General features: G+C 44.4%; 21 protein-coding genes, 1 tRNA gene and 1 pseudogene. 13 read left to right on the forward strand and 10 right to left on the reverse strand.

Annotated features, from left to right (window positions below; all coding sequences use genetic code 11):
• Positions 1-39 precede the first annotated feature (39 nt).
• Both MSMTP_RS20365 and katG read right to left on the reverse strand, forming a co-directional pair.
• Positions 40-273 carry a catalase-related domain-containing protein gene (locus tag MSMTP_RS20365; RefSeq protein ID WP_048178703.1) on the reverse strand — a complete coding sequence of 78 codons (234 nt, stop codon included), beginning with the start codon at positions 271-273 and terminating at the stop codon, positions 40-42.
• Entirely contained in the window at positions 251-2,449 is a 2,199-nt protein-coding gene (katG, locus tag MSMTP_RS08930) for a catalase/peroxidase HPI (RefSeq protein ID WP_048178704.1), read from the reverse strand. The genes MSMTP_RS20365 and katG overlap by 23 nt, the downstream gene beginning before the upstream one ends.
• Before the next feature lie 443 nt (positions 2,450-2,892).
• Here katG and MSMTP_RS18505 point away from each other — a divergent pair.
• Together MSMTP_RS18505 and MSMTP_RS08935 are read left to right on the forward strand one after the other, a co-directional pair.
• Positions 2,893-2,994: pseudogene (locus tag MSMTP_RS18505) on the forward strand (transposase); the annotation flags it as partial.
• On the forward strand, positions 2,948-3,247 hold the full coding sequence (locus tag MSMTP_RS08935; protein WP_048178705.1) for a restriction endonuclease: 300 nt from the start codon (positions 2,948-2,950) through the stop codon (positions 3,245-3,247). The pseudogene MSMTP_RS18505 and the gene MSMTP_RS08935, both read left to right, overlap by 47 nt.
• Positions 3,248-3,587: 340 nt before the next feature.
• Here the strand turns inward: MSMTP_RS08935 and MSMTP_RS08940 are convergent, their stop codons facing one another.
• Positions 3,588-4,391, reverse strand: a complete 804-nt coding sequence (locus MSMTP_RS08940) for a 4Fe-4S binding protein (protein WP_048178706.1) — start codon at positions 4,389-4,391, stop codon at positions 3,588-3,590.
• A 285-nt stretch (positions 4,392-4,676) separates the two neighbouring features.
• Between MSMTP_RS08940 and MSMTP_RS08945 the strand changes: the two genes are divergently transcribed.
• From MSMTP_RS08945 to MSMTP_RS08975, 7 genes are all read left to right on the forward strand, one after another.
• Positions 4,677-5,912 (forward strand): cation diffusion facilitator family transporter, encoded by a 1,236-nt coding sequence (locus MSMTP_RS08945; RefSeq protein WP_048178707.1) that lies wholly within the window; start codon positions 4,677-4,679, stop codon positions 5,910-5,912.
• Positions 5,913-5,970: 58 nt separating this feature from the next.
• Positions 5,971-6,840: an ATP-binding protein gene (locus MSMTP_RS08950; RefSeq protein WP_369799634.1), complete on the forward strand. Its 870-nt coding sequence runs from the start codon at positions 5,971-5,973 to the stop codon at positions 6,838-6,840.
• Complete coding sequence (locus MSMTP_RS08955; RefSeq protein WP_048178709.1) at positions 6,837-7,700, forward strand: ATP-binding protein; 864 nt, start codon at positions 6,837-6,839, stop codon at positions 7,698-7,700. The genes MSMTP_RS08950 and MSMTP_RS08955 overlap by 4 nt, the downstream gene beginning before the upstream one ends.
• An 84-nt stretch (positions 7,701-7,784) precedes the next feature.
• The gene (locus MSMTP_RS08960) at positions 7,785-8,450 is read left to right on the forward strand and encodes an MBL fold metallo-hydrolase (RefSeq protein WP_231582995.1); all 666 of its coding nucleotides are present in this window, start codon (positions 7,785-7,787) and stop codon (positions 8,448-8,450) included.
• 231 nt (positions 8,451-8,681) lie between these two features.
• Positions 8,682-9,311, forward strand: a complete 630-nt coding sequence (locus MSMTP_RS18510; protein WP_082090563.1) for a NifB/NifX family molybdenum-iron cluster-binding protein — start codon at positions 8,682-8,684, stop codon at positions 9,309-9,311.
• A gap of 75 nt (positions 9,312-9,386) precedes the next feature.
• Positions 9,387-10,139 carry a metal ABC transporter ATP-binding protein gene (locus MSMTP_RS08970; RefSeq protein WP_048178711.1) on the forward strand — a complete coding sequence of 251 codons (753 nt, stop codon included), beginning with the start codon at positions 9,387-9,389 and terminating at the stop codon, positions 10,137-10,139.
• A 368-nt stretch (positions 10,140-10,507) separates the two neighbouring features.
• Positions 10,508-11,326 carry an Mrp/NBP35 family ATP-binding protein gene (locus tag MSMTP_RS08975; protein ID WP_052718340.1) on the forward strand — a complete coding sequence of 273 codons (819 nt, stop codon included), beginning with the start codon at positions 10,508-10,510 and terminating at the stop codon, positions 11,324-11,326.
• Positions 11,327-11,378: 52 nt separating this feature from the next.
• Here the strand turns inward: MSMTP_RS08975 and MSMTP_RS08980 are convergent, their stop codons facing one another.
• The 4 genes from MSMTP_RS08980 to MSMTP_RS09000 form a co-directional block, all read right to left on the reverse strand.
• Entirely contained in the window at positions 11,379-11,672 is a 294-nt protein-coding gene (locus tag MSMTP_RS08980; RefSeq protein ID WP_048178712.1) for a hypothetical protein, read from the reverse strand.
• Between the two features lie 23 nt (positions 11,673-11,695).
• Positions 11,696-11,986: a hypothetical protein gene (locus MSMTP_RS08985; RefSeq protein WP_156153758.1), complete on the reverse strand. Its 291-nt coding sequence runs from the start codon at positions 11,984-11,986 to the stop codon at positions 11,696-11,698.
• A gap of 781 nt (positions 11,987-12,767) precedes the next feature.
• Positions 12,768-13,115, reverse strand: coding sequence for a hypothetical protein (locus MSMTP_RS08995; RefSeq protein ID WP_048178715.1), 348 nt, complete (start codon positions 13,113-13,115; stop codon positions 12,768-12,770).
• Between the two features lie 537 nt (positions 13,116-13,652).
• The gene (locus tag MSMTP_RS09000) at positions 13,653-14,408 is read right to left on the reverse strand and encodes an MBL fold metallo-hydrolase (RefSeq protein WP_048178716.1); all 756 of its coding nucleotides are present in this window, start codon (positions 14,406-14,408) and stop codon (positions 13,653-13,655) included.
• A gap of 239 nt (positions 14,409-14,647) precedes the next feature.
• On the opposite strand from MSMTP_RS09000, the gene MSMTP_RS09005 reads away from it, so the two are divergent.
• Positions 14,648-14,732, forward strand: a tRNA-Leu gene (locus MSMTP_RS09005).
• Positions 14,733-15,454: 722 nt separating this feature from the next.
• Here MSMTP_RS09005 and MSMTP_RS09010 read toward each other — a convergent pair.
• Positions 15,455-15,913: a hypothetical protein gene (locus MSMTP_RS09010; RefSeq protein ID WP_231582732.1), complete on the reverse strand. Its 459-nt coding sequence runs from the start codon at positions 15,911-15,913 to the stop codon at positions 15,455-15,457.
• Between the two features lie 274 nt (positions 15,914-16,187).
• Positions 16,188-16,361: a hypothetical protein gene (locus tag MSMTP_RS19705; RefSeq protein WP_197076038.1), complete on the reverse strand. Its 174-nt coding sequence runs from the start codon at positions 16,359-16,361 to the stop codon at positions 16,188-16,190.
• 432 nt (positions 16,362-16,793) lie between these two features.
• Between MSMTP_RS19705 and MSMTP_RS09015 the strand changes: the two genes are divergently transcribed.
• From MSMTP_RS09015 to MSMTP_RS09025, 3 genes are all read left to right on the forward strand, one after another.
• Positions 16,794-17,027: a hypothetical protein gene (locus MSMTP_RS09015; protein WP_048178718.1), complete on the forward strand. Its 234-nt coding sequence runs from the start codon at positions 16,794-16,796 to the stop codon at positions 17,025-17,027.
• A 202-nt stretch (positions 17,028-17,229) separates the two neighbouring features.
• A complete protein-coding gene (locus MSMTP_RS09020) occupies positions 17,230-17,709 on the forward strand; it encodes a trypsin-like peptidase domain-containing protein (RefSeq protein WP_048178719.1) in 480 nt (159 codons plus the stop codon).
• Between the two features lie 265 nt (positions 17,710-17,974).
• Complete coding sequence (locus MSMTP_RS09025; RefSeq protein WP_048178720.1) at positions 17,975-18,571, forward strand: isoprenylcysteine carboxylmethyltransferase family protein; 597 nt, start codon at positions 17,975-17,977, stop codon at positions 18,569-18,571.
• A 690-nt stretch (positions 18,572-19,261) separates the two neighbouring features.
• On the opposite strand, the gene MSMTP_RS09030 is transcribed toward MSMTP_RS09025, so the two are convergent.
• Entirely contained in the window at positions 19,262-19,684 is a 423-nt protein-coding gene (locus tag MSMTP_RS09030) for a secondary thiamine-phosphate synthase enzyme YjbQ (RefSeq protein ID WP_048178721.1), read from the reverse strand.
• Between the last annotated feature and the right edge of the window lie 93 nt (positions 19,685-19,777).

The following is a 19,777-nucleotide window of genomic DNA, read 5'->3' on the forward strand; positions in this document are numbered from 1 at the left end:
GCTTCTTTAATTTAATATATCCTCGAACTCCTTTTGGCTCTACAGATACTGCAAAGTCTCATCAGCCCGCCGTAATTTTTCGATTGCACGTCTCTGAATAGCTGGAATGGTGACATGGCTCAGATCGGCCACAAGGTTGCCAATCATATGTTTCTGCCCTGTATTGTCAAGCAACCGGTACCTTTCTCCAGCCTGAGCAAAGTCGTTTTTTTTGAAGATCTTCAAGCCCTTGGAGACGTTTATGCTACGATCAGGCGAGGTCGAAGCGATCAAGGTTCATTACCTTTGCCCAGGCCGCCACGAAGTCCTGAACAAACTTCTCCTGCGCGTCCGCGCTTCCGTAGACCTCGGCCAGAGCTCGGAGCTGGGAGTTCGAACCGAAGATAAGATCGACACGCGTGCCGGTCCACTTGACTTTTCCGGTCTTGCGATCACGCCCTTCAAACATGTCCCCGGCGTCCGATACCTCCTTCCACTCCGTGCCCATGTCGAGGAGGTTCACGAAGAAGTCATTTGTTAGCGCTTCCGGCTTCCGGGTAAAAACGCCGTGCCGGGTCTGTCCGAAATTGGTGTTTAGCACGCGCATACCGCCAACGAGCACCGTCATCTCTGGTGCGGACAGCGTCAGCAATTGCGCCCTGTCAACCAGCAATGCCTCGGCTGATATGGTGTACTGGCTCTTGAGGTAGTTGCGGAAACCATCAGCAATCGGTTCGAGTAAGGCGAAGGAGACCACATCGGTCTGCTCCTGCAAGGCATCCATGCGCCCTGGCGAGAAGGGGACCGTCACATCGTGACCGGCATTCTTCGCAGCCTGCTCAATACCTGCACAACCAGCCAGAACGATCAGGTCAGCAAGCGAGACCTTCTTGCCGCCAGAGGCCTCGCTGTTGAACTCTTTCCGGATACCTTCGAGAGTGTTCAGCACTTTCGCCAGTTTGGCTGGCTGGTTGACTTCCCAATCCTTCTGCGGCGCAAGGCGAATTCGTGCGCCGTTCGCACCGCCGCGCTTGTCGGAGCCACGGAAGGTGGACGCCGACGCCCAGGCGGTCGAAACCAGTTGCTGGATCGACAGCCCTGAGGCAAGGACCTTGCCCTTGAGGGAGGCAATGTCCTTCTCATCGATCAACTCGTGGTTGACCGCGGGGATGGGGTCTTGCCAGATGAGCTCTTCGGCAGGAACCTCCGGGCCAAGATAGCGTGCACGCGGACCCATGTCGCGGTGCGTCAGCTTGAACCACGCGCGTGAGAATGCTTCCGCTAATTGATCCGGGTTCTCGTAGAAGCGCCTTGAAATCTTTTCGTAGGCAGGGTCGAACCTCAAGGAAAGGTCAGTTGTCAGCATGGTTGGCGCGTGACGCCTGGACGGGTCGTGAGCATCAGGAATCGTGCCGGTGCCGGCGCCACCTTTCGGTTGCCACTGATATGCACCGGCCGGGCTTTTTGTCAATTCCCATTCGTAGCCGAACAGGATCCTGAAGAAGTTGTTGCTCCACCTCGTTGGCGTGCTGGTCCAGGTGACCTCCAAACCGCTGCTGATCGTGTCACCGCCTTTTCCGGTGCCGAAACTGCTCTTCCAACCGAGGCCTTGCTCCTCAATACTGGCCGCTTCCGGTTCAGGCCCGACATGGGACGCAGGGCCGGCACCGTGGGTTTTGCCGAAGGCGTGACCGCCAGCGATGAGCGCAACGGTCTCTTCGTCGTTCATGGACATGCGAGCGAAAATATCGCGGATATCCTTGGCCGCCGCTATCGGATCCGGGTTGCCGTTCGGGCCTTCAGGATTGACATAGATCAGCCCCATCTGCACGGCAGCGAGCGGATTTTCGAGGTCCCGGTCACCGGAGTAGCGTTTATCACCACCCAGCCACGTGTCCTCGGAACCCCAGTAGACGTCCTGGTCCGGCTCCCAGACGTCCTCGCGGCCGCCTCCGAAACCGAACGTTTTGAATCCCATCGATTCCAGGGCGACGTTGCCCGCAAGAATCATGAGGTCAGCCCATGAAATCTTCCGGCCGTACTTCTGCTTGATCGGCCAGAGCAGGCGACGTGCCTTGTCCAGGTTGACGTTGTCCGGCCAACTGTTGAGCGGTGCGAAGCGCTGCTGGCCTCTACCGCCACCGCCGCGGCCGTCACCGGCGCGGTAGGTGCCGGCGCTGTGCCACGCCATGCGAATGAACAAAGGGCCATAGTGGCCGAAGTCCGCCGGCCACCAGTCCTGCGAATCAGTCATCAGCGACGCAAGATCTTTCTTCACAGCCGCCAGGTCAAGGCTCTTGAACTCTTTTGCGTAGTTGAAGTCCTCGCCCATAGGGTTGGACCTGGAAGAATGCTGGTGCAGGATCTCGAGCTTCAACTGGTTTGGCCACCAGTCGCGGTTCGGCATGCTTCTACCGGTTTCTTGTTTGTCTGCTCTGCCCGTTTCAGGGTTCTTTCTGTCGTCAGTCATAACGTTACCCCCCATTGATTAAAAATTCAAGACCAAATCTCCAATAGCAATCTCTTCAACCTTATCTCCTCCCGGAAGAGTTGAGTGCCGATTGCCAGAGGGCTTAATTTCGGTCTGCTTTCCAAAAGCTTGAAATTCTTACATGCTGTTTTGCCATGTCCAATTTGTCATCGTTTAAGGTATGAACGACATAAGCTTTAATGGGCTTCATCATAATACAGCTCGTGTAAAGGCCATACGCTATTCTTTCAAATCGCCAGCTTCTTGTCGAATTTGCCTTTCCAATCCTGGAAGTCCGTTACTTTAGGTCTTAAGACTCCGATTCTGGCTATATTTCCCCCTTAATCATTACTATTAGTTTACTAACCTTGAAGAACTTATTCCAGCTCAGTAATCAACTACTATAGCCAAGGATATCTAAACCAATAATTGAAGCATCAAAGACCGTAAAAAACCATTGGGATGGAGTTCTCAATTATTTCGATTCCAAGATAACTAATGGAATCTTGGAAGGAATTAACAGTCTTGTACAGGGCTTGCACGCCTGCAGATGTCAAGGTCCTGAGGGAGCTGCAGGGTGTGATGTCAAAGGTAAGGGCAGAACAGGGTCTTTTCGTTTCATGGGGCGGCTATAATTCAGAAGCCAGGAAAGAAGCAAAGGACGCATTTTTCACTATACGTTTATGGGACCAGGGGAATATACTTCACGAGATATTCAAGTATTACGAAAAGTTTGATGATGAGTTGAAGGCGGAGTTGCCGTTGAAAAGGATATGGGGGCTGGTTGTTGAAGAGTGATTTGAATGTTGTTTCTTGAAAGAAGTGTCTGAAAAAAATACTCAAATTCAGAATAGGTCGTGGGGGCGAGTCATTGATTAAATATGAAAAAACGAGCACATACCACATATTTGAAAAAAACGTTGAGAGATTCGTAGGCTTATGTTTTTCAGTAACTCGCCCCCACCACCCAAAAAATACCTGTGGGGAAAGCGTGGACGTAAAAAAGAATGGGCACCCGGCGATGCCTTTACTTTCTTCCATATGTCCTGACTTGCACCTTCACTTTTCCCTCAATGTTTCCAATTCCCACCATGCGAGAACCCTCCTCCCAATTACCATCAAGCCCCTAAAATTGCCTTCACTTTCCTCCATAGGCCCTGACGTGCTCCCAAGCTTTGTGGTATTTCGGGAATTCTTCTTTCCTGGCGTAGATCGAGGCATCTTCCCTTCCGTACAGCTTCCGGTCTTCTCCAACGGGGCAGACTTTGATGCAGATGCCGCAGGGGGATATATGGCGTCTGGCAAGTTCCAGGCTGTAGGAAGTGCAGGCTTTCTTGTCGGTCTTTCCCTCCGGATAATCAGCTTCATTGAGGGCGTTTGAGGGGCACATGCGTACACAGCGCATGCAGCGGGTGCAGAGCCGTTCCTCAATTAAAGGGTCCGGAGGCAGCTCCGCGCTTGTGAATACCGAGCCAAAGCGCACCCGAGGGCCGTATTTTTCGGTGAGGAGCATGTTATTTACCCCGAAATTCCCGAGCCCTGCAAGGAGAGCCGCGTGCCGGTGTGAAAAAAAGGCAAAGGGATTTTCCAGGAGCACCTTGCCCGAGCCGTACCCGTCTCGGGGGATGAATATTGAAGGATAGCCTTTTTCGGTCAGATAATTGGACAGGCGGTAGGTGTACTGGTCGAGCAGGATGTTTACGGTCCTGTAAAGCTCACTGTAATGTATGGAAGGAGAGCTTTCAAGCACCGGAAGGTTGATAGGAAGCCCGATAACGATCACAGATTTTGCCTCGGGGTAGATTGACTGCGGGTAGAACTCTTCCGGCATCCAGGGCCGAAACGGAGGTTTTTCCCAGCGTTCTGTGCTGGCTATCCCGACCATGGGTATTTCCATATCTTTGCATTTTTTAAGGAGAGTTCTCTTCAGGCTTTCATTCATGGGATTACCTATGAATATCATTATTAAAATGCGTTCAGGCTTCAGGTAAATTATTTTGTCCGGGCAGGAACTAATCTATTTTTTTATATAAATTATTATAAAATCCAGTATAACGTAATATTCTCTAAGTGGGACAAATTCCGAAACCTTCTTGGCAGGCATGGAGAAGGCGATGGAGTTTGGTGAACATCTTTTTGAAAAAAAAGTCCCGGAAAGGAAGGGGCCGAATATCAACTCCCAAAATATATGTTTCCCGTATGTGCATTTCAGGAGTGATGCGGGAGAATGGTTGTACAGGAAAACTTACTGTTAGGGGCAAATGCTTCAAGGAACTCAACCTTTACCTTAGTTTTTCTTGCAATTCTGAAAGGCTTTGTCGGGTTTCATTCCGGAAGTTCAGCCCTGATCGCAGATGCTGTGCATACATCACTGGATATTTTTACTTCATTCGCCGTCTGGGTCGGGCTTAAGCTCAGCCTGAAAGGCAACGCAGAGAAATTTCCCTATGGCTATTATAAGGCAGACAACCTGGTTTCACTTTTTGTTTCGGTTATAATCCTCTTTTCCGGAATCGAACTTGTACACGAGGCACTGCTGAACATCAAAAATCCTGTTGAGATAAAACTGCAGGGTATCGCCCTTGGAACAGCCCTGTTTTCGGCGATGTCAATGTATGCTTTATCTCAATACAAAGCCAGAGTCGGCAGACAGATAGATTCCCAGGCTTTGATTGCTGATGCACTGCATTCCTACACAGACGTTTTTAGCTCCCTGATAGTTGTCATTGCAATTGCAGGTTCAATCCTTGGCATAATGTGGCTCGATAGTGTCGGGGTGCTGCTGATCTCGCTTATGATATTCAAACTTGGAATCGGTATTGCTCGGGACTCAGTACTGACACTGATGGACGCGTGGCTGGATAGGGATTCGATTACGAGAACCAGGCAGAATGTAGCCAGTATTCAGGGCGTGAAACAGGTCGAAGAAATCAGACTTCGAAAGTCCGGTCTGGTGGTATTCGGGGAGATTGAAATTGAAATCGAGGGTAATGCCGATCTTAAAAGAGTGGAGATGCTTTCTGAGGAAATCGAAAAAACGGTGAAAAATGAGGTCAAGAATTTGGAACATCTGGTTATCAATGCAAAACCCGGAAAGATGTCAGCAATGAAAATCGCAGTTCCCGTCCTGGAACCGGAAGGTCTGCAATCAAAAGTTTCCCGGCATTTTGGAAGGGCTCCGTATTTTATTATTTTTGAACTCGAAGGTGACGAAATAAAAAGCTGGCAGGTCAACCGGAACCCTGCCTCGGGTCTTGAAAGGAAAAGAGGTCTTAAGACTGCAGAATTTCTGAAAAGTCAGGGGGTCAATGTTGTGATTGTGGGTGAAATCGGCGAAGGCCCCTTTCACAATCTTCACGATAGTTTTGTGAAGATGCTCCGGATGCCGGAAGAGGCTGAAGATGTTGAAAAAGTTGTGGAGAAGGTATCAGGCCTGAGCAGGCTCACATCACATACAGAGTAAATTCCTGAAGAACAGTAAATATGAAAACAGGCTGGAGGCTAAATATACGAAAATTACAATTGCAAGCGGAAAAGGAGGGACAGGGAAAACAACGGTAGCTGTTAATTTTGCCCTTTCAATTGAAGATGTACAGTTGTTTGATTGTGATGTTGAGGAACCCGACTGCCATTTATTTTTGGGCCTGGATCTTGAAAAGATTGAAGATGTAAATATTTTAGTGCCCATCGTGGACAGGACAAAATGTGATTTCTGCGGCAAATGTTCCGGGTTTTGCCAGTTCAATGCAATTGCCGTACTGCCGGAAGATATACTTGTTTTTCCGGCACTCTGCCATGGCTGCGGCGGATGTGCCCTGGTGTGTCCGAAAGCCGCAATCGTTTATAAAAACAGAAGCATCGGAATAATCGAAAAAGCAAAAGAAAAAGCAAAAGGCGAAAACCTGGAGTTCTATTCGGGTGCATTGAATATCGGAGAAGCGCTGGTATCTGCGGTTATCAAAGTTTTGAAAAAATATGCAGATGAAAGCAAAACCGTAATATTTGATGCCCCTCCGGGTACGACGTGCCCGGTTATCACTTCTGTCAGGGGTTCGGATTATTGTATCCTTGTTGCAGAACCTACGCTCTTTGGCTTCCATGATCTGCTGCTTACTATTGACGTTATAAAGAAACTGGGGATACCTTTCGGCATAATAATCAATCGTTCCGATATCGGTGATGACAGGGTGGAGAAGTACTGCGAAACAGAGGGAATTCCTGTTCTTATGAAGATACGGCATGACCGTGAGATTGCACGTTTGTATTCCGAAGGAATTCCTTTTGTTAGCAGGATGCCGGAGTGGAGGGAAAAATTTGTGCAGCTGCTGGATAAGATACGGGTACAGCTTGCCTCAGAGGAAGCAGGTAACTTGAAGGAAGCGGGAACATGAAAGAGCTTACTGTAATAAGCGGAAAAGGGGGCACCGGGAAAACGACTATTGCAGCGGCATTTGCCTCGCTTGCAGAAAGTGCCGTGATTGCTGACTGTGATGTTGATGCTTCCGATATGCATCTAATTTTGAAACCCGAAATAATTGAAACCATGGATTTTACCGGATTAAAAGTAGCTTCTATTGATGAAATCATCTGTACCGGATGTGGCATTTGCAGGGATGCCTGCAAGTTTGATGCCATAAGCAATGATATCAGGATTGATGTTTATGCATGTGAAGGTTGCGGGGTCTGTGCATATGTCTGTCCGGAAGGAGCGATCAGCTTGATTGAACGAAAAGCAGGATATGCCTGCAATTCCGAAACAAGGTTCGGGCCAATGGCACATGCAAGACTCGGCATCGCAGAGGAGGCAAGTGGGCTGTTAGTTGCGGTTGTCAGGGAAAACGCCAGAAAACTTGCAGAAAAATATGATCGAAATCTGGTTCTCATAGACGGCCCTCCGGGGACCGGGTGCTCCTTGATTGCTTCAATTAAAGGTGTAGACCTGGTTCTGGCAGTAACCGAGCCAAGTGTATCCGGCATACACGATCTTGAGCGGATACTGGGTGTTGCAAGCCACTTCAATATTCCGGCTATGGTCTGTATAAATAAATACGATATAAATGAGAAGAATTCCCGCGTTATCGAGGAGTATTGCAAAGAGCATGGGATCGAACTTGCGGGTAAACTGCCCTATGACGATACACCGACAAAAGCTATGATGCAGGAAATGACTGTTATAGAGTATTCAGATGGTGAATTTTCAAAAATGGTCAAAGGTCTCTGGGAAAATATAAAGAAAAAGCTTGATGGCTAATGGAGTAGGAAAACGGGAATTGGGGCACAAATGCTGGAGTAAAAGTGAAAAAGCGGGAATCGGAACAGAAAGGCTGGAATGGGAGTGGAAAAGTTGAAATTAACAGTAGTGTACGATAACGAAGCAAAGGAAGGTTTAATTAGCGGTTGGGGTTTTTCCTGCCATATAAAGACAGAAGACGAAAGTGTCCTTTTCGACACTGGTGGGGATGGCAATGCACTACTATATAATTTGAGAATGCTCGATATCCCTTCCCGGGAGATTACAAAAGTAGTATTATCTCATGAGCATGGGGATCATACCGGCGGACTTTTTGCTTTGTTAAATATAAACCCGGAAATTGAAGTCTATGCACCTGCCTCATTTTCCAATCGCCTGAAAAATGAAATAGCTTCAATGGCGGAATTAATTGAGGTTTCCGGGGCACGGGAAATTTGCAAGAATATCCGTAGTACAGGGGAACTTGGTACGGGCGTAAGAGAACAGTCCCTTATTCTGGATTCGGGAAGGGGTTTGTATGTTATTACCGGGTGTTCCCACCCGGGACTTGCCGAAATCATTGACAAGGCATCGAAATTCGGTGTGGTGGTGGGCATAATCGGTGGGTTTCATGGAAGTACCGAGTACGACCTGCTTAAAGGCTTAACCCTTATTGGTCCCTGTCACTGCACCGTTCATAAAGAAGAAATTTCCAGGAGATTCCCGAATGCTTTTTCGGAGGTTAAGGCAGGTTTTAGATTGAAATTGTGATATTTTTTACTGGTTAATATGTATTATTTATGAAAACCTGTATGATCTCTTAGCAAAACAGAAATTACTTATAATAAAGTCATATATATAAAAATGGGTAATAATAAGGGAAGCAACAGTGTTCCAATAGCAAAACAGTGTTTCAATGACAAAAAACTGATGTTAAGCTATTTGAAAGCTATTTGAAAGCCTGTATTTTTTTGAAATTCCTTAATAATTTGGGGGGAACAAATGAAAATTTGTGTAACAGCTACTGAGAGGAATCTGGACGCTTCCGTAGACCCGTTCCTGGGAAGATGCCGGTATTTTGTTATCGTTGATCCTGAGACGATGGAATTTGAAGTGCTTGAAAACCCGGGAGCTTCAGCGCGGGGGGGTGCAGGAGTCCGGGCCGCCCAGGCAGTAGCAAATAAAGGTATTGACGTAATGTTAACAGGAGACATCGGCCCAAATGCATTACCGGTCCTTTCAAATGCCGGCATAAAAGTAGTAACGGGCGTCAGAGGTACGGTTAGAGAGGTAATCGAGCAATACAAAACAGATGCACTTCAAGAAACTGCTTTCCCTACAACTCCACCTTATTCCAGAATGGAAAGGGAGAGGGGGTACTTTGCTGATTATCGAGGTGTGCCCGGACGTGGATACAGACACTTCGGATTCGGCAGGGGTTTCTGGTGCAGATGGTATCCGCATCCTGATCCTTACTATACACCCGAACCATACATTCCTTGCGAAGTTCCCTGGCCTGAGCCTTCAAGGGAGGGGGAAATCGCCTACCTTGAAGAGACGCTCGAATCCCTGGAAAACGAGCTACAAGATATAAAGGATAGATTGAAAAAACTGTCCAAAAAATCTGCTTAAAAATCTGTCTAAAGCCTGATTTATCCAATAATTTCCAGGTAAAGGTAGAGATACCTGTTTAATCCTGACGCGAATATGAGTAATGAAGCTGTAGTCCTGAAGGATGTGTGGGTACATTATAATAGCACACCTGTACTTGAAGATGTAAATCTTGTTGTAAAAGAGCATGATTTTCTTGGTATTATAGGACCCAACGGAGGGGGAAAATCCACCCTCCTTAAGGTTATTTTAGGATTGGTAGAACCCAGCAGGGGAACAGTTACGGTTTTCGGGAAAAACCCTCAAAAAGCAAGAAAGTATATCGGGTATGTCCCCCAGTACAGCCTCCTTGATATAAATTTCCCTATAAGTGTTTGGGAAGTTGTATTGATGGGCCGCCTGGGTCAGGTCGGTTTGCTAAGAAGATACAGTGACTGCGACAGGAAAAAGGCTCTTGAAGCTCTTCAGATAGTGGAGATGCTCGATTATAAGGACCGGATAATCGGAAGTCTCTCTGGCGGACAGAGGCAGAGGGTTTTCATAGCCAGGACACTGGCTGAGGAACCTAAATTACTTCTCCTGGATGAGCCTGCAACAGGTGTAGACATTGTGAGGCAGGAAGAATTCTATAAACTGTTAGAAAAACTCAAGGAAAAAATGGCTATTGTTCTGGTATCACATGATATAGGTGCTATCTCTGTCCATGTCGATAAGATTGCCTGTTTAAACCGCAAACTGTATTACCATAACTCAAAGGAATTACTTCCGGAAGACCTGGAAGCAGCCTATGAGTGTCCGATCGATTTAATTGCTCACGGTTTTCCACATAGGGTTTTGAAAAAGCATTGAAGGGTTTGCATGATGGAGCTATTACAGTATGAATTTGTAAGAAACACTACCATTGCCGTGATGCTTGCCAATATCATCTGCTAGTCATCGGAGTTTATGCAATGGTTAAATGATGATTTTTATAAGTGGCAGAAAATGGCTCTATATAGAGAAATTAGGGATTGATTAGTCCAATGCAATAATAGCTTCTAGATTATCATATGAGAGTATAAACCCTTAAAAATAAACCATAAAGAATTGGGGAAATATGGGGCATTTATGCTTACAAAGATGTTGTGGTCTCGAATAATATCATAATAGAAATCGGCTCACGAAGTGCTAATACTTTGCATGAGCCGTACTTGATACAATTTTAAGGGAGAATTGGAATGGCAGAGACAATTTCAGCGAATAAGAAAAGGCGTAATGCATCCGCCAAAGAAGAAGTTAAGATACACATAAAATCATCTGCTAAGTTTATCGCTGTCGCCAGTGGAAAAGGAGGAGTTGGAAAATCTACGGTAGCGGTAAATATAGCTGCAGCCATTGCCAGAAAGGGTTTTAAGGTGGGAATTTTTGATGCTGATATCTATGGATTCACTATCCCAAAAATGCTGGGCATCACCGGACAGCCTAAAGCAACTGCCGAGGATCAGATCCTGCCCCTTGAAAAACACGGAATAAAAGTAATGTCAATGGGGTTTATCGTCAAGGAAAATCAGCCAGTTATCTGGCGGGGTCCAATGATTCATAAAGCAATCAAACAGATTTTGACCCAAACTTTGTGGGGGGACATCGACTATCTGATAATCGACCTACCTCCTGGCACAGGAGATGTTGCGATCACTTCGGGAATTCTCCTTCCCAATATGAGTATAATTATTGTCACAACACCTCAGGATGTTTCCTCAAAAGTTGCATGCAGGGCCCTGAGGATGGCAAAGAAGACAAATCTCAAAATACTGGGTGTTATTGAAAATATGTCCTATTTTGTATGCCAAAAATGTGGCGAAAAAGCGTATATTTTTGGTCAGGGCGGAGGTGAAGATCTGGCTAGGGAAGAAGGTGTTCCTTTTCTAGGTGAGATCCCTCTTGAGCAATGTATTCGCGAAGGGGGTGACAGCGGCAGACCTCTGATGTTTGAGGGAAGCGATTCACCTGCAAAGAAGGCTTTTGAGAGAATAGTTAGTAAAATTCTAAAGATGTAAAAAGGGGAAAAGTAAATAGCCAGATCCCTATCCAGGAACTGCTCTTTCGTGATTACTCCGGTGTTGTACATTTCCTGGACGTCGCCGGCCTCAAGCGTGGGCCTGGAAAGATCTTCGAACTCGACCAGACAGAGTCCTGGGTTTTGTTTGTCAGGGCCAGACGCTTGTTGATCGCGTCGTTGGCGATGTTCCGGATGATCTTCTGAAGGCCTTCGAGGACCGCGAGCCGGTCCACTTCGGCTACATGCCCGGCAGCGTAGATGGTGCCCTTCGTATCGCCCATGATGAGCGGGGATTGCAGGAGGCCGACCTGGATATCCGTTTGCAGGCTCTTTTTGAACTCCATCACGTTCAGGGAGCCTTTGGCATCTATGGGGATACAGAAAGGCCGACTGCCGCGATGTCTTCGTTTTCTCCGAGGTCCTTGTTATTTTCCAGGAACGCGTCGATTGTGTTCTGAGCATCTTCGAGGGTGATGATCTCGTCTTCGACGAGCTTTTCCAGGGGCTTGAAATCAAAGTGGTATCGGCCATTTCCGTACTTCCTGACAAAACTCACGTAGCTGTTGTTGATGTTGAGAAGGCTTCCTACAAAGCCATTTTTCCTGCATGCACCACAACCCGCAGGATCAACGTTCATAAAGACCCGCTTACGTCCCATCTCTGCCCCCAAAAGTCACTAATAGGGCCTCCTACGAAGCCATTTTTCCCTCACCCACCCAACAAACCCCTAAATCACTCCGTCCACCCAGCCAACCTTCTCTTAATCTCCCCTTTCTCTTCCTTCGTGAATGCCAGCCCCTGATAATGCCTCATAGAAGTAAGCGGATCATGCCCCTGCCTCTGGTAGACCTCATACTCCGGAATCCAGAAGTGTAAATACTCGCATCAGAACAACCTTCTTATAGAAACCGTTCCTGAGATCAAACCATTCACCGGCAAGTTTCAATCCGCTTTCCGTTTTAAAAACTATTTTTCTGGCTGTCCATACATTTTAAAGAGTTGCGTACCTGAAAAGAAAGTTAGAGGGGAGTTAGAAGAAAAGCCAGGAGAACTTGAGAGATCTTGAAAAATACTAAATGGGAATTCATGCTATTTCGGAAACATCATTTCCTTTTTGTAGAATTCGCAGGAAATTTCTCCGGGACTTTTAGAGACCGCTCTCTAATATGGACAAAATTTGCCAGTTCAAGGAAACTTTCTGTTTTTGGTATGGATATCACCTAACAAAAGTATTACTTTTTATCCGAAACTGCACCCTGAAAGGCAAGATCAGAAGCTTTTGGAAATCCCCCATCCTTTTTGTCCAAAAAGCAAAAATATGTCCCGGGACTTTTGAGGGCAGCATGCCATATATGGATAACACTTGTCCTCAAGAGGAGTCTGAATGAAAAAAATATTAAGAAATATCATGAAACATTATGAAATACTTACAAGACATTTCAGCTGTGACACTCCCGATTTTCTTCGTACTTCTGCATGACCGTGGCTGCGGCTTCTTCCCCAAGTTTTTCCTCAACAATTTTCAGGAAAATGATTATGTAGTCCGGGGGAACGCAGCCAAGGCTCTCTTCCCCACTCAGGATAAGGGAGATGAGGTATTCCAGGTCCCCGGGGGAAATTCCGCTTACCCTTCGATGGAAATCAATGGCGTCCTCAGAGTAGTGGTTTGCCAGGGGAGGAAGAATCGAACGGTAGGGAACTCCGGAGCCTGAACAGAGCAGGTCTTCGCATTCAGGTGCAAGTTTTTTCAAGAGGCCAATGTCTTTTTCGGAAAGGATTCTTGCCATGAAAGATCACTCCCTGTGAAATCCGAAAATAATATCCGGATATAGAAGTATTTTTACGAAATTATAAAGGAAACGTGTTAAAGGAAATATGTGAAAGAAAATCTTAACTGAAATCTTTTCCAGTAATATTCTATTCAGGAATTTTTCCAGGACAAAAGGAGATTCTATTTTCTGCTATTTAAAAAATCATTTTCTGCCTCCTTCGCCTTAATTTCATGCGGCCAATAATGTCTCCTGGCCCCAGTATGTGCGGCCGGAAGTCGATCTCTCCAGCAAGCCACTGTGAAAACCGTCACGAGGCGCATCTAGGGGGGCACTGCAGGAGAGCCTATGGAGCGGTTCCGAGCCCTGCTGCCGGAGATCTATAACCTGATGAAAATGTCCTGCCTGAGGTACAAGCGTGACGGAGTGGAGAATTACCTGCACAGTCTGCCACACCCCGCATAAGAACCGTCCAGTTCTTTGAGTTAACATTTGAGCGAATATTTTGAGACAATTGGTGAATTAAAATATAGAGTTGACATTTTCAGTTCAATTTTACAGTTCAAGGTTCATGAGGTCTTCTGCCAGGATTATTTCCCCGTCAAAGTTCCCTTTCAGCCGGTATATGGCTTCTCTTTCGTGTCCCCGCATTTCGGGGTAGAAGTGCGTCAGGCAAAGACTTCCTATCTCGTCCCTGTACTCGTCCAGCATATCTGAGAGGGTCGACGGGGTCGTATGGTTCGTGACCTTCATGCCTGCGGGAAAGGAGCATTCATGGATAAGGAGGTCGGCTTCGACTGCCAGGTCCAGGACGTCCCTGCAGGGCTCCGTGTCCCCGGAGTAGACGATTTCCCCTTCCCCCGACATTAGCCGGTAAGCCAGGGTCGGGACACTGTGTACGGCAGCCGCGCAACTGATTTCACAGTCAAACCCCTCGGGTACGAACTCCTTTCCCGGAGAGCACTCAATGACTTTCACGTCCACCTCCTCGAGAATGTACTCATAAAGCCCTAGCAAGTCAAATAACCAGTCCTCAGTCCCCTCAGGCCCGTAGACCCGCATATCGGTTTTTCCCATGAGCCAGTTCGCCTTCACGAGGCAGAGCAGGTCCGCAACATGGTCCAGGTGAAGGTGAGAGAGCAGTACGGTATCAATCTCCGTATGCCGGACCCCAGCTTCTAAAATCCGGTTCAGAACGCCGCTTCCGCAGTCGATAAGCAGAGGTTTTTCCTCAAACTCTACAAGTACACCTGACTGCACCCGACCCTTCTGGGGTATCGCAACTCCTGTGCCAAGGAATGTAATTTCCATGAATTAAAGAATAAGCTTTAAATAATTTAACTTTATTTAAAGAATGCTCGCATTAAGGAGTTTTTGCGGCTAAAAACAGTTCAGCTTTTTTCGAAGAGCGAGGGTTGCCCAGCCCGGCCAAAGGCGCCGGACTTAAGAAACAACATGTTGGACTAAAGATTAGTAAAAAGTAACCCAAAACTAAGAAAATTAACAAAGAAATATAAGATCACTATTAATAAAAATTTATATTTCAATCTGCGAGGGTCGCCCAGCTTGGCCAAAGGCGCCAGACTTAAGATCCGGTATCGAAGGATTTCGTGGGTTCGAATCCCACCCCTCGCATTTTTTACACATTTTTTAAAGTGATGGGGATATCTCTAAAAAACACAACGCATTTTTGCAAAGATTACGCAAAGCCGATTTTTTCTAAAATTGTCTTAACTAGAAAATCCATTTTAATAATTCCCATTGAATGAAATATAAGATTTTTTTGTATGCATTTCTGTAAGAGTTATGCACAACCGTTAATTTACAAAGTTGCCATGACAAAAAATAACTTTATCATTTAATTTATGTTTTTGCCGATTAAAAAGTGAAAAGTCTGTGAGAAAAAACTGTTGTAAGTGAGCTTATGCCATTTTTCACAGAATTCCTTAGTTTCCAATATATTGGCTAATAAAAATTATTTGCCGAAAAAATTTGTTTTAAACATTTTTAAAGTAATTATATGCCTAAATAAAGGTATAATAGCAATTAGATGTTGTATTAATCGTTTAAGTAAAATAGGGGCAAATAGGAGTTTCAAACATAGTAAAAAATTAGATTTTTATACATTCTATGATAAAAAATCATATTAAATATCAATTTAAAATTTATATATAACATAAATTAAGTATTTATGATTAAAATTTTTAATCGGCATTTTGAGGAGTACTAATTTAAAAGCATTATATGTAATTATTTGGATAAATAAGTATTCTTAAGCTTTTTTTACCGTTTTAAAGCATTTTAGTAAATTTTGGCATAAGCTCAAGTGGAAAAAAATGTAGAGAACATCAGATTTCTCAATATTCTACAGCCTCTATAAGAATAGGAATGGGTTCACGGAGTTTATCGTAGGGAATAGTTTCACCAACTACGGTGTATAAACGTATGCTTACTGAAGTGTGACTGTCTAAGATTTCCAGGTTACCTTTATTTGTAATTTGGCCATCCATAGTCACCTTAAAGGTATACTCTCTTTTTTCCTGTTGTAACCATAGACTCAAAGGACGAGATTGTGACACATCACTTCTAGGTTCCAAACTGTATGTTTGGTTTATTATTGATTTATTATGTTGATCAAGTACTTCCACTGTCACTTCATGACTATTAACGTCATGATTGTGTATTACAAAAAATGGTGCTAAAAAATACGGTGATGATGGCTCCTTAAATATGAAAAAAAGGGAGACATAGATAAATAAAGCAATTATTAGAAGAAATCCTATAATAATAGGCTTATTTCTTATCTTACTAGCCAAATAAACCATCTCTGAAATCCTGTACTTCTACTAAATGCTACAGAAAGTTTCGAAAAATCTAATGTTTATTTGAGAATATAATGACAACTGAGATTCAATGTACTGAAGTTCTTAATCAAAGCAGATTTGTTTTTCAGAATTTATATAAGTTTGTAATTCAGTGCTTAGATCTACAAATTTATTTTAAAAGCCGTTCATGTATTAATTTCTAAATGCGCTCATAAACTTTTTCATGGATTTAGTTTTTAAGTTTATCCCCCCATAATTTACAATTCTATCTTTCATCCTCTTCAAGTACTCCTATGCTTAATTCCAATCCCCCTTGCCTCTTAGGGGTCAAAGCCAATATCCTTTGCTTAATCTCTTCCTCATTAATGAAAACTTGAGACGTGGTAACATCCAAAGGCTGATCCTCAATATTATTAGCTGCTTTTCCAATGTAGGCCAACCCATTAGCCTGAATCTGTTTTATCTCTAAACTCCTGTCTTCCCATCAAACTTGTTTACAAGGTGTTAAACATACCGTAAAATTGACTTGCCCAATTGCTTAAAAATTGAGATATTTCCTTAGCTTTCTCTGATTCATAATCAATAAACGGCTCACTGACGATCTTCTGATAATCTTTGAAAAAAGAGCCTGAGACTTAACACCTTCTCATTTTCTTCAATGATCTGGACCTCTACAAAAAAGTGTTATTTTAAATGACACAACTTTTTGAAACAAAGTTTCAGAATATTTTTATACAAATAACTTTGTTTAGAAATTATGAGTATTTGAGGAAAATTGAAAGAATTGTTGACATAATCCTGAATAAAAATTCTTATGGAGAAATAGAGAATTATTTTAATTTAGGTCATATAAACAGAAGGAGTAAATAAAATGAATGGAAACGATGTTACACAATTAATTGTCAAAAGTTCAAAAGTAAAATCTACAATTATGCTGATTTTAATATGTGGAGTGTTAAATGTAGGTACAGACTTAAGTGTTGGTTTAGTTCCTGGTATAGGGGATGTTGCCAATTCTGTTATTGATACAATACTTCTTATTTTTCAGATAGGGTCAGTTGCTTACTTAAGATCTAATGGAATTGAGTATATTCCGAATGAATAATTTAAAAATTCACTTCCATCTCTTTAATCTTTAAATATTCTGCTTGCTCAGCTTTTTTGTTTTTTTTCTGAGCTGCTTTTTGCATCAAGCAACAAGCGAATTTTCACGTCTAATCGATTCTTATATATAACGCTAAATATAATTAAAACACCAATTTAACGTAAACATCAGAAATTCCATAACAGCGGGTTGATGAACGCTTATGATAAAATCAGGCGGCTCTTTTTTTTATAAAGGACAGCGCTGCACCATCGGCGCTGTTATCCAAATCAAAGGACTGCCTTACATGGTCACGGCTTCTCATATCTTTCAGGGGGAAGGGGACCATTTACTGGTTGGTGGAAGGGAACTCGCTGTTTCGAAAATTTTGAAGGCCTTTGATTTAGCCCTGATAGAGCTTCCTCCTGACTGCATGTTTGAAATCACCAAACTTGGCAGCGCAGCCGAACTGGAGCAGGCTTTGCTTGTCAATGATCTTCATGTTATCAAATGCAGGGTGGTCAATGCCGGAACTTCGTTGCTTTACCTGGGCTTCCGTTGCCGTGATCTACCGGAGCCAGGGGATAGCGGTTCTCCTATCCTGCAGGCGGGAAAGGTAGTAGGGTTCATATCTTCCATAACGATGGACACCTGCATGGGAACTGCAATTTCATCTAACATTCTCCGAAGCCTGATAGGATAACGGGATTTCAGAGATAAAAGCGGTATCAGTTTTCGCCGTTTGATTTGTGTTGTTTATTTTATGCCGTTTGATTTGTGTTGTTTATTTTATGCCGTTTGCTTTATATTGCGGGAACTTCTAATATTTATCGGGGATCTATAAAATGAGATTTTTAGATGTTGGTGTGGGAATATTTGGAAAACTGATTAGCACCAGAAGGTTTGGCAGCCCCATCGCGTAATAAACGCTAAATACGAATTATCCAAAAAAATCGGGAGTGTTGGAATTGGTTTCATCCACAGTTGTCCTTGCTTTTTGTCTGGTGACATTTGCAGTTATTCACAGCCTTACGGCAAGCCTGCCTTGCAAACGCTTCGTCGTGCGAATCGTGGGTTCCAGGGCAGAAACATTGTATATGCCGGTATACAGCCTGATCGCATTTGTAACAATAGCTCCGCTCGTCTATCTGCTCATCAAAAATCCGGGGCCTATTCTCTACATAGTACCTTCACCCTGGCGCTGGCTGATGGTCGGGGGACAGTTGACTGCTGCAATCGTTGCCCCCAGAGCTATGCGGGATGCACCCCACAGGTTCAAACTGCGCTCACAGCTTGCTGCTCCCAAGACTCCTGACGCAGGCCCCCTGGACATCCGGGGCATTTACCGATGGGTAAGGGACCCCTTCCTGCTCACGGGCCTGATCATTATCTGGCTGACTCCCTTCATGACCGTCAACCTGCTTGTCATATACATTTTGACCACCATATACCTGTTTCTGGGGTCCCTGCACTGGGAAAGCAGGCTTGCGTCCCAGTTTGGTGACGAATACCGGGAGTACCAGAAACGGGTTCACAGGATAATTCCCCATTCAGGGGGATATTAATAAAAAATTTTAATTGATAATGAGAATAAAAAATTGATAATGAGAATAAAATATCGAATATGAAAGAAGGTTCTGTAAAAATCCTGTCATTACTGTCATATTGCTTGAAACGGCCCCGATTTTTTTGACAGGATTTACTTCTGAGTTCAATTTTGGGAATTTCCTTCCTCATATCGATTCCAGGGGCCCTCACCGCCCGCTGGCGGGCGGCCTTCCCCAAAATTTCAAAAAAGAAGTGCTTGAAGAATAAACTGCCTTTGTAGCTTTTCTTTTGTTAGCCTCATTTCATGTCAATTTCCCAAATATCATGTCAATATCTGACTCATATCTAATTTTTATATTCCTAAAATAACTTGTATTAATGGGGGTTTCACAAATCTCTATTTTTACTCTTAGGACTTACGCAGTTGAACAAGAAACCAGTAGCATGAAGTACCAAACTGTCTAAAGCATAATATTCATGGCAAGCACTCATGTGCTTGGTTTTACATCTCAAGTGCGTAACTCCTAACTCTATTAAATTATACTTCATGGAAAAGCCGGTCGTCTTCGACGACCGGTGAGCGTGACGGTAACTATAAAGCAAGTTGAAAAAAGGTTTCTGGGAATAGCTAAATGATGGAATTACAGCTGATGATGCTGTGTTTGTAACTGTCCCGGCTCTGCCCCGGTTAAAATTCCCCGACAGGGTTAAAACTCCCCTATAATCTGCAGCACGATTTTTCTTGTCCTTTCAAGCCTGTCAAAGTTTATGCATACGATCTGCTGCCAGGTCCCGAGGGTCGGTCTTTTTTCGACAAAAGGGACCATAAAGCTCGGGCCGACGAGCAGTGCCCTTAAATGGGAACCCCCGTTGTAGTCGCCCCAGATCTTGTGATGGTGGTAGTCCTTATCCAGGGGGATTAGCTTATCAAGGGTTTCCGAAACGTCTTTTGAAAGGTTTGGCTCAAACTCCATCGTGCTTACTGCTCCGGTTGAACCGACACAGAAGACCGTAACTGTCCCGTTTCTTATTTTTGAGCTTTTGACTTCCTTTGATACCATTTCAGTAATGTCAACAATTCCGCAATCTTCTTTTCCTAGGACTGAAATTTCCCTCGTTTCAACAAGCATAAAACGATATTAACAGGTCAGATTGATATATTCTTGCAAAAAAGGGATACAAATAGCCAGCATCCTAGGAATAAACGACTTCGGCTAACCGGT

It is taken from the genome of Methanosarcina sp. MTP4, assembly GCF_000970045.1.
GTDB lineage: Archaea > Halobacteriota > Methanosarcinia > Methanosarcinales > Methanosarcinaceae > MTP4.